Annotated in this window: 11 protein-coding genes; 5 read left to right on the top strand and 6 right to left on the bottom strand. The window is 58.5% G+C overall.

What is annotated here, in order from left to right; genetic code table 11:
• A partial coding sequence (locus ABX749_RS04485; RefSeq protein WP_372894940.1) for a PAS domain-containing protein occupies nt 1-2,606 on the bottom strand: 2,606 nt, incomplete at its 3' end.
• A gap of 223 nt (nt 2,607-2,829) precedes the next feature.
• Between ABX749_RS04485 and ABX749_RS04490 the strand changes: the two genes are divergently transcribed.
• Nucleotides 2,830-4,086, top strand: coding sequence for an HlyD family efflux transporter periplasmic adaptor subunit (locus tag ABX749_RS04490; protein ID WP_372894941.1), 1,257 nt, complete (start codon nt 2,830-2,832; stop codon nt 4,084-4,086).
• The gene (locus ABX749_RS04495; RefSeq protein WP_372894942.1) at nt 4,083-5,294 is read left to right on the top strand and encodes a hypothetical protein; all 1,212 of its coding nucleotides are present in this window, start codon (nt 4,083-4,085) and stop codon (nt 5,292-5,294) included. The genes ABX749_RS04490 and ABX749_RS04495 overlap by 4 nt, the downstream gene beginning before the upstream one ends.
• Nucleotides 5,295-5,440: 146 nt before the next feature.
• Here the strand turns inward: ABX749_RS04495 and ABX749_RS04500 are convergent, their stop codons facing one another.
• From ABX749_RS04500 to trxC, 3 genes are all read right to left on the bottom strand, one after another.
• Nucleotides 5,441-6,565 carry a Gfo/Idh/MocA family protein gene (locus ABX749_RS04500; RefSeq protein ID WP_372894943.1) on the bottom strand — a complete coding sequence of 375 codons (1,125 nt, stop codon included), beginning with the start codon at nt 6,563-6,565 and terminating at the stop codon, nt 5,441-5,443.
• 7 nt (nt 6,566-6,572) lie between these two features.
• A complete protein-coding gene (locus tag ABX749_RS04505) occupies nt 6,573-7,412 on the bottom strand; it encodes a phytanoyl-CoA dioxygenase family protein (RefSeq protein WP_372894944.1) in 840 nt (279 codons plus the stop codon).
• A gap of 292 nt (nt 7,413-7,704) precedes the next feature.
• Entirely contained in the window at nt 7,705-8,142 is a 438-nt protein-coding gene (gene trxC / locus ABX749_RS04510) for a thioredoxin TrxC (protein ID WP_372894945.1), read from the bottom strand.
• A gap of 356 nt (nt 8,143-8,498) precedes the next feature.
• Here trxC and ABX749_RS04515 point away from each other — a divergent pair, with 356 nt between their 5' ends.
• Entirely contained in the window at nt 8,499-8,912 is a 414-nt protein-coding gene (locus tag ABX749_RS04515) for an Hsp20/alpha crystallin family protein (RefSeq protein WP_372894946.1), read from the top strand.
• A 244-nt stretch (nt 8,913-9,156) separates the two neighbouring features.
• On the opposite strand, the gene ABX749_RS04520 is transcribed toward ABX749_RS04515, so the two are convergent.
• Nucleotides 9,157-10,713, bottom strand: a complete 1,557-nt coding sequence (locus ABX749_RS04520; protein WP_372894947.1) for an AAA family ATPase — start codon at nt 10,711-10,713, stop codon at nt 9,157-9,159.
• Between the two features lie 77 nt (nt 10,714-10,790).
• Complete coding sequence (locus ABX749_RS04525) at nt 10,791-11,765, bottom strand: universal stress protein (RefSeq protein WP_372894948.1); 975 nt, start codon at nt 11,763-11,765, stop codon at nt 10,791-10,793.
• A 359-nt stretch (nt 11,766-12,124) separates the two neighbouring features.
• Here ABX749_RS04525 and ppsA point away from each other — a divergent pair, with 359 nt between their 5' ends.
• Nucleotides 12,125-14,539, top strand: coding sequence for a phosphoenolpyruvate synthase (gene ppsA, locus ABX749_RS04530; protein WP_372894949.1), 2,415 nt, complete (start codon nt 12,125-12,127; stop codon nt 14,537-14,539).
• A 59-nt stretch (nt 14,540-14,598) separates the two neighbouring features.
• Nucleotides 14,599-14,982, top strand: a complete 384-nt coding sequence (locus tag ABX749_RS04535; protein ID WP_372894950.1) for a group 1 truncated hemoglobin — start codon at nt 14,599-14,601, stop codon at nt 14,980-14,982.
• Nucleotides 14,983-15,071 lie beyond the last annotated feature (89 nt).

The raw sequence follows: 15,071 nt of genomic DNA on the forward strand, positions 1-15,071 counted from the left end.
ACGATGATGGGGGTGTCGGAGACTTGAGGATCCCGCCGCACCTGTTCGATACAGTCATACCCGCTCATTTCGGGCATGTGCACATCGCTGATGACCAATTTGCAAGGTTCGTCGTGTTGGTCGGCTTCGCGCAGCAGTTCAAGCGCGGATTCCCCCGAGTCGGCGAGGACGGGGACCATGCCCCAATTGCCGAGCATTTCCTGCAGAATCCTTCGATTGGTCATGTTGTCATCGACGACCAGGACCTTGGAGCCGCCGACGTACACCAGTCCGGTCGTCGCGTGGGCTTCGGTGCCGTTGGGGGCCTGGCGCAGATGGACATTGAAGGTGAATTGGCTGCCTTCGCCGACTTCGCTATCGACCGAAATCGCTCCGCCCATCAAGCCGACCAGACGAGAGGAGATGGCAAGTCCCAGTCCGGTGCCGCCGAAGCGGCGTGTGACCGAGGTGTCGGCCTGTTCGAATTCTTCGAAGATCGCACCACACCGGTCTTCCGGAATCCCGACTCCGGTATCACGCACGCAGAGTTGCAATTCCAGTTCTTCGTCGGATTGCGCGACAAGCTCGACTTCGACATACACTTCGCCCTGTTCGGTGAACTTGATGGCGTTGCCGACCAGATTGACAATGATTTGTCGCAGGCGTCCGGGGTCGCCACAGAGGTAGCGAGGGATCGCAGGATCGACACGGAAGGCGAGTTCCAGGCCTTTCGCGTGAGCCTTCAGCCCCAGCGTCTTCATCGTATCGCCGAGACTTTCTCGCAGATCGAAGGTCTGCGATTCGATCTCGAGCTTGCCCGCTTCGATCTTGGAGAAGTCCAGGATGTCGTTGATGACCGCGAGTAGCGCTTCGCCTGATTCTTGGACCATCGACAGGAAGTTGCGCTGAGTTGCATCCAGACGAGTGTCCAGGACCAGGTCGGTCATGCCGATGATGGCGTTCATCGGCGTGCGGATTTCATGGCTCATGTTGGCCAGGAAATCGCTCTTGGCCCGATTGGCCTTGTCCGCCACTTCCTTGGCCTGCATCAGTTCTTTTTCGAACTTCTTTCGTTCGGTGATGTCGTGTCCGATTCCGACCACCCCGATGACGTCGCCTTCGGGACTGCGGAGCGGTACCTTGGTCGTCAACAGCCAGAGTTCTTCGCCGTGGTCTCCGTGATGGGACTCTTCACGATCCAGCAACGGTTCGCCGGTCCGCATGACGTTTTGGTCGTCCGTCACATAGTTACACGCCATTTCCGGCGGTGAGTAGTCGTAATCGGTTTTGCCGATCAGATCATCGGCGGATTCGAGTCCCAGCAACCGGACGAGTGAGGCGTTGGCGGTGATGAAACGGCCCGCTCGGTCTTTGACGTAGATCAGATCGGGGACGTTGTTGATGATCGTTTTCAGCAGGTCTCGTTCGCGAGAGAGTTCCTGTTCGGCTTTCTTTTGTTCGGAAACGTCGCGCGAGATCCCGAAGGTGCCGACGATCTCACCGTGCAGGTCTCTCAGCGGAACCTTGGTGGTGCTGCACCAGGTGTCTTCGCGATCGGTGTAGGTTTCACGTTCGATCTTGGCCAAAATGGTTTCGCCGGTCTCCATGATGCGACGTTCATCGGCGAGCGCTTCGCGGGCATGTTCGCGGCCGAAGAAGTCTGCATCGGATTTGCCGATTGCCTGGCGCGGATCATCCAGGCCGAGTTTCTTGGCGCAGCTGCGGCTGAGTCGAATGAAGCGGCTGTCGCGATCCTTGAAATACACGGCGTCGGGAACGGTATCGAGCAGGATGGAGAGCAAGAATTTTTCGTACTCGACCTGGTGCTCGGCGTTCTTTTGATCGGTGATGTCCCAAAACATCACTTGGATTCCGACCACCTCGCCGCTGACGTCGTGAACGGGGGCCTTCCAGACTTCGACGTGTTTCAGATTGCCGCCGGAATCCTGGTGGCGTTCGACGTTGTGGTGCAGTTTGCCGGTTTCGATCACGTGCCGGTCATCGGCCAAGTATTTCTTGGCGAGGTCCGCGGGGAACAGATCAAAGTCGGTCTTGCCAACGATGGCGGGGGCCGAGACGCCCATCACTTCACAGGCCAGCTCGTTGGCGTATTGCAATCGGCCGCGCAGGTCTTTGCGGAGCACGCACAGCGGAAGACTCTCGACCAACGAATGGTACACCGCTTCGGCGTCACCCAGCGATCGGCTGAGATGTCGTTGTTCAGAAATGTCGTGACTGGCACCGCAGAGCAGCGGTTCCTGAGACGCGTCAGGATCCAACAGGACCGTTTCACGGATCCAGATCGCGGGGCCTTCGGTGACCGCCAGCCGATAGTCGTATTCCGCTTGTTCGGTTTTCTCCAAATCCCTCCAGATCCCGGCGACGACGGCTCGGTCGTCCGGGTGGATCAGGTCGAGCCGGGCGTTGGGGTTGGCGAGCAGTTCATCGGCGGATTTGCGAAAGACACTCACCGAGGCCGGATCGATCCATTGAAACCGTGGCTCGTCCAAGGACGCGGTCCATCGGCACTCGCTGGACCGTTGCAACAAACGCTCCGGGATGGCAGGTAGCGTGCCCGAATCGAGTTCAGCGTTGTTTGAAGCACTTCCGATTTCTGCATTTGCCATGGCGTCAGACCAGCAATGTGGGGGACGACTCGATTTACCTCCATCATAGCCGCTTCAGCCTCAGATGGCGGGCAAATACGGACCGATCGATCGAGGTGCCCAAGAAAAGCTGGACCTGGACCGGATGATGAGTAATCATGGTGCCTCTTGCCAAAGTACCGATTCTGCAACGAAGAGCCACACAACGATGATGCGATCTTGGAGGCCCGCCGCGTGCCGGCCGATGTTTCTGTTTGTCTTGCTACTGACCGTGTCTGTCCCTGCCGGCCATGCAGAGGACAAGGAAGACAAGGCCGCATCGTCGGGTGACTCCGCCGACGCGACGGTCAAATTGGACGGCACCTTCGAAGCCATCCGGCAATTCGAAGTCACCGCGGACAATAAGCATTTGACGGAATTGGTGATCGAGCGAATCGTTCCCTCCGGGACGAACGTTACCCAAGGGCAGACGCTCGTCTGGTTCGAAACCGAACCACTCAACGACAAGATTCGCAGCGCCGAATCGGATCTCGCCATCGCCCGGCTGGATTTGAAATCCGACGAGTTTGCCCACGAGCAGTTTCTGAAACAACAAGCGCTCGACAAAGCCAAGGTGCGGCGGACCCGGGATGAGGCGCAACAGAATTACGACAACTATCAACGGGTGGACCGCGAACGGGCCATCAAGCAGGCGAAGTTCTCGCTCGAGTCGTCGCAGTTTTCGCTCGAGAGTGCCACCGAAGAGTATCGGCAACTCGAACAGATGTACAAAGAAGACGACTTGACCGAAGAGTCGGAGGAGATCGTGTTGCGACGGGCCAAGCGGGCGATGGAGTCGGCCCAATTCTCACTCGATCGCGCCCAGATTCAGCACGATCGAACCATCAAGCAGTCGATCCCCCGCGATGACGCCAATCAAGAAGAAGCCTTGGCACGCGCCGTCATCGAGTATGAAAAATCCCTCCACGCGATGGGCATCGACAAACAGAAACGCGAGCTCGAATTGGAACGCAAACGCATCAAGCTGGAACAGCAGGCAGAAAAGTTTGACGAGATGCGAGCGGAACGGAAAAAGGTCGTCCTGAAGTCAGAACTGGATGGGATCTTCGTTTACGGCAGCGTCACGCGGGCCAAGCTTCCAGCCAAACCGGTCGAACTGAAAAAGGGGACAAGTGTTAGTGGTAAACAAGTGATCGGCACGGTGCTCGACCCCGCCAAATTGCAGGTGCGTGTCGAACTGCCCGAATCGCAATTGAAAGCGATTCACGTCGGAGACCGTTGCAAGGTCGTTCCCAAAGGAATCGCCGACGCGGAACTCGATGGCGTCGTCAAGTCGATCGGGATCGTGCCGCTGACCGCCGGAAAATACGACTGCATCGTTTCCCTGCGTGGCAAAGCTTTGGCCGACGTGCTGCCGGCGATGACCTGTGAGTTGCAGTTTGCGCAGGCAAACCAAAAGGCTGCCGACGACGCAGAGAAAAAGGACAAAGCATCGAAATGAGATTCTTGTCGCGACGTTGGCTCGGTGCCGTAGCAGTCCTGATACTGTTGCAGACGGAAGGTCAAACCCAGGAGACGGTTCGGATCGGGGACGAAGTTCGACCGTTGCCGGTGGTCGAGCCGACCGAGCCGAAGGAGCTGCAGGCTGCGATTGAACGTGGCGTGCAATTCTTGATCGACGACCAGAACCCCAATGGATCCTGGGGCTCGCCGACGAAGACCAAGGGGTTGAATATCTACGCGCCCGTTCCCGGTGCGCACCACGCGTTTCGCGCCGGAACGACCTCGTTGGCACTTTCGGGTTTGCTGGAAGTCGCCCCCGATGACCCTAAAACCCAGTCGACGATCGATCGGGCCGAAGCTTGGTTGTACGAGCACCTCGGATCACTCCGCCGAGCCAGTGGTGACGCGATTTACAACGTTTGGGGCCATGCCTATTCAATCCAGGCACTCGTCCGGCTGCACGGGCGACATGCCGGCGAAACTGAGGCTCAGGAAAAGATTGTCGCACTGATTCGCGATCAATTCGACATGCTGCAACGCTACGAATCGGTGGACGGCGGCTGGGGGTACTACGATTTCCGGTACCAGTCCAATCAGCCCACCTCCAGTTCGATCAGTTTCGTCAACGGCGCCGTGCTCATCGCCCTGGCCGAAGCGAGAGAGATCGGGGTGGAGCCCCCGAAGCGAATGGTCGATCGAGCCATTGCCGCAACCAATCGTCAAAAGAAGTCGGATTTCAGTTACCTGTACGGTGAGTATCTCAAGGATCGGCCGGCACGAGAAATCAATCGCCCGGGCGGCAGTCTGGGACGGACACAGTGCTGCAACGCCGCGCTCCGGGCCTGGGGTGATGAAACGGTGACCGATGACGTGATCAAGACGTGGCTGTATCGCTTGTACGTCCGCAATGGTTGGCTGGACATCGGACGCAAACGCCCGATCCCCCACGAGTCATGGATGCAAGTGGCCGGGTATTTTTACTACTTCGGACACTACTACGGCGCTGTGTGCCTGGACCAACTGCCCGCCGAACAACGGGCGCCCTATCAAGCGATGTTGGCGAAATTGATCTTGGACCGTCAAGAAAAAAACGGGTCGTGGTGGGATTACCCGCTGTACGATTACCACCGCCCCTACGGCACCGGGTTCGCGCTGATGACGCTGCATCGGTGTAAGACGAAAGGTGGGGAGAGGGCAGAAAAATAGAGGGGGAAGTGGAGAGACAAGAAAATGGGTGACAAGAAAATGGTGTCGGAACGGATGGTGCTAGATGGCCAAACGTGTCTTAGGGGGCCTGAATCGGACAGAGTACATTTTCTTGTCACCCATTTTCTTGTCTGATCTGACCTTCGCTAGAGATTCAATTCAACAGCGCAATGCTGGGCGGCGGATTGATAACAGGCATCGACTAGCGCCATCGTGGCCAGATTGTCTTCGCCGCTGAGCGCCGGATCGACTCCGTTTTCCAACGCCACCAACAATTCGGCCATCGGTCCCAAGAACGCATCGGGGAACCAGACCTGGTCCCAGTGCGGACGTTGCCAGGTGCCCGTCGATGTCGTGCTGTACTGAAGTGTGCTGGGCGTCCGCTGGGGATACTTGGGCCAACCGATTTCGCCGAGCGCCAAGCCTTGGGTGCCTTCGACGCGATACGTAATGCCGATGGCTTCAGCGGCACCCTCGCGGACCGGTCCGGCCCAGACGTCGTCACAGATCATGCAGCGCAAGCCCGATGCGTATTCCAGGATGTACAGCCCGATCCCATCGGTATGTTTGAACTTGGTGCGTGGATCGGTACGAAAGCTGGCATAAACTCGCTGCGGATCGCCGAACCAAAAACGCATCGTGTCCAAATGGTGGATCGACAAGATTCGGCACGTGACCCAGCCCTGTCGTTCTTGCCAGGGCATCCAGTGCGGGATCGCACGGGTGTCGATCGTTGCCAGGACCGGATCACCTAAATCGCCCCGCGCGATCAGGTGGCGGCAGGCTCGCACGGATTGGTCGTAGCGCATGTTTTGGTTGACGCACAACGTCATGCCGGCGTTGCGGCACAATCGAACGATCTCTTTGGCTTGATCGAGACAAACGCCGAGCGGCTTTTGTGCCAGGATGCCGCGGATCTGTTTGTGCCGGACGACTTCGCGGACGACGTCCAGCAGGCAATCGGGAGGGACGGCGATGTCGACGACTTCGACGCGTGGGTCTTGCAGCAGTTCTTGGTAGGTTGAATACACCGATTCGATCGAATGCCGCTGGGCAACCTGTTGGGCATTTTCGATCGTTCGCGAGCAGATGGCGACCGGTCGCAAGCCGGCGGCGCGATAGGCGACCAGATGGCAATCGGCCATGATGAAACCCGCGCCGATGCAGCCGATGCCGACGTCCAGGCGGTCGGGAAGCGTGGGCAGGTAGTCGAGCGTTTCGGGGCCGGATGAATCGGGGGCGGGCGTTTCGGAGGCGGGGTGTTGCGGCATCGATGGATTACTCGTCCCGGAGCGACTTGGCGCTGGCGTCGTGGTTGGGATCCAGGAATGCCGCTTCCGCGGTGTCCGTGTCGAATCGTTTGACGCCGATCTGTTTGATCGCCGAGTCGTCCAGGCGATCGATCGGCGTGTAGCGGGGGTGGTGCGAGTCCTTGTAGGGGTCGTTGGATTTGGCGTTGTAGCAACAGATCATCGACCAGCGAGAATGGGCGGATTTATTTTGGTCGCTGCGATGCAACAGATTGGAATGGAAGAAGAGCACGTCGCCGGGCTCCATTTCGACATAGATCAATTCCATGCGTTTCAGGATTTCTGCGACCCGCTCGACGTCCGCACCGGCTTGATCGCCGGTCAATTGATGATGGATCCTGCCACAGTGATGCGAGCCTCGGATGACTTGCAAACAACCGTTCTCCCGCGTGGCCGGATCAACGGCGATGAAGGCGCTGACCAGGTTCGGTGTTAACACGCCGTTGGCGTACCAATACCCATAGTCCTGGTGCCACGCCCAGGCACCGCCGACGCGGGCATCCTTCATGATCATTTTGGAATGGTAATGATACGGTTCGTCGTCGAGCAGTTGTTCGGCGGTATCGACCATTCGATGACAGCGGGCGAAGGCACCGTAGATCCCTTGGCCGGGATGATTCCAAAGCGATAGGCGAACCGTCCCGCCTTCACCATCGGCGCGGCCGAACGCGTGATCGTCAAGCTGCTTGTCTTCCCGCGCCGACCGATGCAACAGGTCGATCTCTTGGGCATCGAACAATGATTTGCGAAGCAGAAAGCCGTCGCGCTGGTACTGTTCACGATCGAGCTGGGAGATCGGAGTGGACATGGGAGACGGGGAGAGAGGGAGACAAGGAGATGGGGAGACGCACCGTGTAGAATAACAAACTCGGCGAATCCTATTGCGTTTGGTGAATCGAATATCGGCCGATCGGCGCGACTCAACCACCATCGTTTCATCGTTCCGCTTCCACAAACGCAACCTCAATCTGAAAGTTGGCGCAGCACTAGTATTCTATGTCAGCTCAACTTTCCGGTAGTCCTCCGCAGTGGGCGTATTGGCAGAGGACTCGTCGCCTCGTCCACTACCGCCTACCCGAAACGCAAGGTGACACGGAATACTATGCGTTGGAGCGGGCAAATTGAAGGATTTGCGGGGTGTTCAGCGCGCCGGTTTGGCGGGCGATTTCGGATCCGCGGCGGAACAGGATGATCGTGGGGATTCCCGAGAGCGAAAACTGGGCCGCGGTTTGCGTGGCGGCGTCGGTGTCCAGCTTGGCGAGGAGGAACCCCGGTGACAACTCCGCGGCGGCTTCGGCGAACGAAGGGGCCATCATTCGACAAGGGCCACACCAAGACGCCCAGAAATCGACCAGGACGGGAACATCGGACCGCGACACCAATTTGCCGAACGTTCGATCGGTCAACTCAATCGGGGTGGCGGGCAACAATGGGGTTTGGCATTTGCCACAGATCGGTCGGTCGTCGATCCGATCGCTGGGAACACGATTGACAGCGAGGCAGTCGGAACAAACAAGACTCAGTGGCGGCTCAGTCATAGCAATGGGGCATCGCAATGGAGTGGAGGATGGAATGGTGTGTGGTACGTGGCGTCACCACCTGTGCATTTTTACGCGCCGCGGGGCGGTGGTGTGAAAGGTGGGCCCACAAGTGCTGAACGGAAAAGGCACTCTGCCCATGTGATTCCAAAGCGGCACGGTCCCCGCATTCAAAACGCTACGCGATCGGAAAATGGCACGACTTTTGCAATTCCACAAAAACAGAGAAGTGCACCTGCCTGTCTGCCAAACGGTGCACGTCAGACAAACAATGTATCACGTCTGTTTGAATTGAGGAGAGAGAGATGGGACTTCTAACACGACATCGTTCTAGCTTTCCAACGAGCATTGATCGGATGCGAGATGAATTCGATCGCGCGCTACAAAACTTCTGGGGCGGGAACGGGGATTTTGAAAGCCTGCTTCCGGCCAGCGAATGGCAGCCGAGCGTTGATATCTCCGAAGACGATTCAGCATTGAAGGTGAAAGTCGATCTGCCCGGGATCAAACCCGAAGACGTCGAGATCAGCGTCAGCGATGACCGATTGACGATCAAGGGTGAGCGGAAAGAGGAAACCGAAGACGACAACAAAGAAACGAAAGTGCATCGCATCGAACGCCGCTACGGATCGTTCTATCGCAGCATCGCCCTGCCTCCGGGCACCAAGGCCGATGATGTCGTGGCCGAAGCCGACAACGGTGTGATCACGATTCACCTGCCCAAGGGCGAAGTGACCAAAGCCAAGCGGGTGGCGGTAAAAGCCAAGTAGGGTTGCCGGCGTGACCGCCGGCGAGTCTTCGAGGCCACGGAGGGCGACGCTGTGAAGCATTGGTTAGCGGTAGGGCGCGAGCCCAATTCCGCTAACCGGAACACCAAACGGAGTGTTCATTGTTAGCGGCAGGGCGCGAGCCCTCCGGTCTTTCACGGTGCTTCCAAGCTGAAACCGGACGGCTCGCGCCGTTCCGCTAACAGCTTGAGTGCAAAGGGCCATCAGCCAACTCGACGAACGTGCACTAGATCGTCATTTCGATCACGCTCGCTTGTTCGCTTTCAGACAGCGGTTCGATGCTGGACAGTTGGCCGTCCAGGACGTCCATATCGGCATCCGAGGCGTCATCGTCGCGGGCGATCCGGTCGCTGATCCGTTGCCGCAGCGTTTGCTCCTCGGCGTGGCAGTCGAGGATGGCAAAGGTCGCCGATTCGCGAGTCGCCAAGTTCGCGAACATCTGGCGGTCGTCGCGTCGCAGAAACGTCGCATCGATGACCACCGAGTGGCCGGAACGGAGGATGCAACGCGCCATCCGACGCAACCGCTCGTAGGTCGCGTGATTGGCGGTTTCACAATACAGATCGCGTTGTTGCCGTTGGTTGGGACGGTCGGTCGGCTGCATTCCGAAATGCCGCTTGCGTTCGATGTCGCTGCGGAGTCGGATCGCACCGTGCCGCTGGACGACCCATTCGCTGGCGGTGGTTTTTCCGCTGCCGCTGACGCCGTGGGTGATCCACAATGCGGGGCGATCACGCAAGGAAAACCGATAGGCCAGTTCGATGTGGTGCTCGCAATCCTGCATCGCGGTGGCTCGCTCGGAGTCGGACAGACCGGCTTGCGATGCCCGCATCACCGCCACCTTGGCACGAATCAGCGCGCGATAGACCAGGTACCATCTCAGTACGACGAGTGACGCATGGTCGCCGGTGTGTTCCAGATAGGCATTGATGAAACTGCGCGACAGATCCATCCGATCACGGGCGGCGAAGTCCATCGCGGCGAACGCCGCGTCGCTGAGCACATCGATCCAGCGAAACTGCTCGTTGAACTCGATCCCGTCAAAGGGGATCAAGCGGTCGTTCCAGTGAACGATATTGGCCAAGTGCATGTCGCCATGGCATTCGCGAATGAAACCGTTGGCGACTCGTTGCACAAACACGCGACGGTGTTCTTCAAAGAAGGTGCCGGTCCAATCGCCGAGCACGCGTAGGATCTTGGCCGACGGACCCTTGACGGCATCCTTCAGCGCGGCCAGGTTGTCGGTGGCGTTTTGGTAGATCAAGTCGATCGATCCGAGCCGTTTGCCCTCGGCATCACTGGGCAGTCGATCGGCCGAACGGTGAAACTCGGCAACACACTGGGCCAAATCGAACACTTCGTCGGTCGTCAGTTTGCCGGCGTCCAGTCGTTCGCTGAGCAGCGAGCCGGCGGGAAACCGATGCATTTTGACGGCGTATTCCACCGCCGGCCCCGTGCCTTCGACCACCGGTTTTCCGTCCCGCCACGTCAACGGGACGACGTCCAGGTAAAGTTCTGCGGCGAACCGTCGATCCAGGCGGAGTTCCTGTTCGCAAAACTGTTTGCGTTTTTCGAGTGATGAGTAATCCAGGAACGCGGTGCGAATCGGCTTTTTGATCTTGTACGCAAGATCGCCGACCAGAAAGACCCACGAAATGTGAGTCTCGTGCAACTCCACGTCATCCGCTTGGACCTCCGGATAGGCCTCGGGGTTGCGAAGTCCGTTGATCAATTCTTCGCTGGATGGGCCGTTTGCGGTCGCGGTGGCGTCGGCGTGACTCATTGTCCTACCTGTTTGGGTCGCGTGGCACGGACCGCGATTGTTTCAAGCAACCTCGTCCAATCGACGGATCCGTTTGGTCAAGTCATCGGCAACAAGAGCGTGTCGATCGACTGATCGTCTTCGCTGATGTGGATCGGGGATTCAAAGCCTTCGGGTTTCAGGGCGAGTACGGAACTGTTCAACTGACAGAGCAGGTTTTCGGCCGTGTTGCCGATCAGGAATCCGGCCACGCCGGTCCGACAGACCGTCCCCATGACCACCAAGTCGGCTTCGATGTCTTCGGCGACGGCGAGGATGTTGGGGGCAGCGGGACCGCGATGCAGATGGACCTGGATGTCGTCGGCGTCGGCAAACGGTTCATGCAACAGTCGATCGAGCCGTTTGCGAACCTTGGCCTCGCGTTTGGCCAGCGCGGCATTGACTTCCGCGTCGCCGGCGCGTCGGCGCAGGGCGTGTTCCATCCACATGTCCCAGACACTGACGACGTGCAGTTTTGCGCGGTCACGCAAGGCGATCGCGTACGCCAATTCGAGGATGGTGTTGTTCAAATTCAAATGGGTTTCATCATCGGCATCCAGGTCGATCGCCGCGAGCACCTGTTTAAACTCGGGGTGGATCAGCGGTTTGAGGATCCAGACGGGACAGGGGCAAACACGCAGCAGCGATCGAGCAATGCTGCCGAACAAACGCCCCGTGGTCGATAACCCGTCGGCCGTCTTGATGACCAAGTCGTGTCCGCCGGTGAGCACGCGTTTGGTGATTTCCTGTGCCGGATCGCCGCAACGAACAAGGATCTCCACGGTGAGACTTTCTCGGCAAAATTGATTTGCCAGTTCGACCAGTTTATGCCCGCGGTCCTCGATCATCAGATGTTCGAGTTCCTCGTGACTGGCACCATGCGCCACCAAGCCGATCGCACCAGGCAGCGGCTTGACCACATCCATCAGCGTGACCACCGCCTTGTTCTCTTTGGCGATCTCAAAAGCCCGTTGGATTGCCGCCTCGGGATCGTTCGTTCCCGCGTAGACCAAGATATTCTTAAATCGTTGCATCGCAGATTCCTAAGAGTGGTTCTCACTCTCTGGGTTTGCATGATTTGTGCCAAAATCAATCCGCGACGATTGCCTGGGGTTTGCTACGGGGAGGCGCGCTTATTGTCGCGCCTGTGCGGAATGGGCACGGCGGTTTGTGGCCGAATTCTACGACCTACTTCGCCCAGCACGGGCGTGCTGGGCGACCGTGAACCCGACGATGCGGGCTGCAGCACCGTGGCAGGCACAAGATTGCCGGCCGGTTTGACCACCCTCAGGCGACGGCCAGCCACGGCCGCACTCGATCGCCGGCATGATGGTATGCACATTGCACGCCGTGTCTGCGGTCATCCATCGAACTTTAATCTCCGGTATGCACGATGAGTACGGCAGCAGAATCCGCCACGGACCTGATTCGCTGGTTCGACCAAGTCGGCATGGGTGATGTCGCCGTGGTGGGCGGCAAGAACGCTTCGCTGGGTGAGATGTATCGCGAATTGACATCCCACGGCGTGCGGATTCCCAACGGGTTTGCCACCACGGCAGCGGCCTACCGGCATCATTTGTCTGAAAGCGGGTTGGATGACAAGATCCGACAGCTCTTGAGCGGGATCAACTACCGTGACGTGGGGTCGTTGCAACATCACGGCAGGATCATCCGTCACATGATCTTGGACACGCCGCTGTCGGACGATCTGTCCCACGCGATCGTCAGGGCCTATCACGTGTTGTCCAGCGGTCGTGGCGAATTGGCCGACGTGGCGGTCCGCAGCAGCGCGACGGCGGAGGATTTACCGGACGCCAGTTTCGCCGGCCAGCAAGAGACCTATTTGAATGTTCGCGGTCAGGCATCGCTGTTGGATGCGTGCCGTCGTTGTCTGGCGTCGTTGTTCACCGACCGCGCCATTTCATATCGCACCGACCAAGGTTTCGACCACATGCAGGTCGCGTTGTCGATCGGCATCCAGGAAATGGTGCGATCGGATCTGGCGACGTCGGGGGTGATGTTTTCGATCGACACGGAGACCGGTTTTCGAGATGCCGTGCTGATCAATGCCGCCTACGGGTTGGGAGAAAACGTCGTCCAGGGAAGCGTCAATCCGGACGAGTATTATGTCTTCAAACCGACGTTGCGGACCGGTCACCGTCCGATCTTGAAGCGAACGCTGGGATCGAAAGCCATCAAGATGGTGTACGACTTGGGTGGCAGCAAGATGGTCAAGAACGTTCCGGTGTCGGACGACATGGCGAAACGATTCGCGTTGTCGGACGATGACATCTTGCAACTGGCGCGATGGGCGTGCGAAATCGAAGACCACTACAGCGGCGTTCGCGGTTCGTTTTGCCCGATGGACATGGAATGGGCCAAAGACGGCGTCACCGGCGAATTGTTTATCGTGCAGGCCCGCCCCGAAACGGTCCAGTCGCGGCGATCGGCCAACGCGCTGCAGCGTTATCACCTGAAAGCGGAAGGTGTGAAGCTGTTGGAAGGACGTTCGGTCGGAGAGAAGATCGCCTCGGGACCCGTTCGTCTGATCCGCGATGTCCATGAGTTGTCGCAGTTCCTTGACGGCGAGATTCTGGTCACCGACAAGACCGATCCGGATTGGGAACCGGTGATGAAACGCGCCGCGGCGATCATCACCAATCGCGGCGGCCGGACCTGCCACGCGGCGATCGTCAGCCGCGAGTTGGGATTGCCGGCGATCGTTGGCACCGGCGACGCCACGGATCGACTTCGCAACGGCCAAGTCGTCACGATCAGCTGCGCCAGCGGAGACACCGGCGTGGTTTACGAAGGCGAGTTGCCATTTGAAATCGAAACGATCGACCTGGGAGCGATCGGGCGACCGCAGACCAAGATCATGATGAATGTCGCGACGCCCGACGAAGCGTTTGCGCTCTCGGCGATCCCCAACGACGGCGTGGGATTGGCGCGGGAGGAATTCATCATTTCCAACTACGTCAAGGTGCATCCCCAAGCGTTGCTGGATTACGACCAACTGGATCCCACGACGCGGGCCGCAGTCGATCAGGCCACCCAGGGCTACGACGACAAGCCGCAGTTCTTTATCGATCGCCTGTCCGAGGGCATTGCGATGATCGCCGCGGCGTTTTATCCCAAAGACGTGATCGTTCGGATGAGCGATTTTAAGACGAACGAGTACGCGAACTTGATCGGGGGCCGCCGGTATGAGCCGAAAGAAGAGAATCCGATGATCGGATTTCGCGGCGCCTCGCGTTATTACCACGAAAATTTTCAAGCCGCGTTCGCACTCGAGTGCCAAGCCGCGCTGCGGGTCCGTCGCGACATGGGGCTGACCAATGTCAAGTTGATGATCCCGTTCTGCCGCACCATCGAAGAAGGCAAAAAGGTGCAAGCGGAAATGAAAAAGAATGGCTTGGTGCGGGGCGAAGACGGGTTGGAGATCTATGTGATGTGCGAGATCCCCAGCAACGTGATTCTGGCCGACCAATTTGCCGAGATCTTTGACGGTTTTTCCATCGGCTCGAACGATCTGACTCAGTTGACGCTGGGCGTGGATCGCGATTCGGCGATCGTGGCACATGTCTTCGACGAGCAAAACGAAGCGGTCAAACGGATGATTTCTAGCGTGATCGCCGAGGCGAAGCGTTGCGGTCGAAAGATCGGCATCTGTGGCCAAGCACCCAGTGATTACCCCGAGTTCGCCGAATTTCTGGTCCGCGAAGGGATCGACAGCATGTCGTTGACCCCGGATTCGATTCTGAAAACGACCGTTCACATTCTAAAAGTCGAAGGGTCTGGTTCCTGACAGAATGCGTGGCGGAGGTTACAACAGGAGCGTTGCTGAACCCCTTCTGTGAGATTTCCATGACCGACGATTCACGAGCCCTGTTTGACCGACTCGGTGGCACCGCCGCCGTCGCAGCGATTGTTCAGGAGATGTACGCTCGGGTCCTCGACGACCCGGAATTGGCACCGTTTTTCGAGAACGCCTCGATGGACCGGTTGCGGACGATGCAGTTTCACTTTCTGGCATCCGCCTTTGACGGGCCGGCCGAGTACTCAGGAGCCGACTTGACCCGAATTCACGCCGGTCGCGGCATCACGGCGGTGCACTTCGCCAAATTCTGTGGACACTTTGCCGATGCCATGGAAGACCACGGTGCCTCCAAACGCGACGTCGATGACGCGTTGGGGCGACTGGCGCTCTACAAAGACAAGATCACCGGCGACGCCAACGTCGATGGCTAGTGCTCCGTGTCACCTTGCGTTTCGGGTAGGCGGTAGTGGACGAGGCGACGAGTCCTCTGCAGTGGGCTGATTGGTAGAGGACTCGTCGC

Origin of the sequence: Stieleria sp., assembly GCF_041595215.1 — a bacterium.
Classification (GTDB): Bacteria; Planctomycetota; Planctomycetia; order Pirellulales; family Pirellulaceae; genus Stieleria; species Stieleria magnilauensis.

What these genes read in the sequence shown, in the direction of transcription:
- ABX749_RS04535 (WP_372894950.1), top strand. Translation starts at nt 14,599, where the DNA reads ATGACCGACGATTCACGAGCCCTGTTTGACCGACTCGGTGGCACCGCC.
- ABX749_RS04515 (WP_372894946.1), top strand. Translation starts at nt 8,499, where the DNA reads ATGCGAGATGAATTCGATCGCGCGCTACAAAACTTCTGGGGCGGGAAC.
- ABX749_RS04520 (WP_372894947.1), bottom strand. Translation starts at nt 10,713, where the DNA reads ATGAGTCACGCCGACGCCACCGCGACCGCAAACGGCCCATCCAGCGAA.
- ABX749_RS04505 (WP_372894944.1), bottom strand. Translation starts at nt 7,412, where the DNA reads ATGTCCACTCCGATCTCCCAGCTCGATCGTGAACAGTACCAGCGCGAC.
- trxC (WP_372894945.1), bottom strand. Translation starts at nt 8,142, where the DNA reads ATGACTGAGCCGCCACTGAGTCTTGTTTGTTCCGACTGCCTCGCTGTC.
- ppsA (WP_372894949.1), top strand. Translation starts at nt 12,125, where the DNA reads ATGAGTACGGCAGCAGAATCCGCCACGGACCTGATTCGCTGGTTCGAC.
- ABX749_RS04500 (WP_372894943.1), bottom strand. Translation starts at nt 6,565, where the DNA reads ATGCCGCAACACCCCGCCTCCGAAACGCCCGCCCCCGATTCATCCGGC.
- ABX749_RS04490 (WP_372894941.1), top strand. Translation starts at nt 2,830, where the DNA reads ATGTTTCTGTTTGTCTTGCTACTGACCGTGTCTGTCCCTGCCGGCCAT.
- ABX749_RS04495 (WP_372894942.1), top strand. Translation starts at nt 4,083, where the DNA reads ATGAGATTCTTGTCGCGACGTTGGCTCGGTGCCGTAGCAGTCCTGATA.
- ABX749_RS04525 (WP_372894948.1), bottom strand. Translation starts at nt 11,765, where the DNA reads ATGCAACGATTTAAGAATATCTTGGTCTACGCGGGAACGAACGATCCC.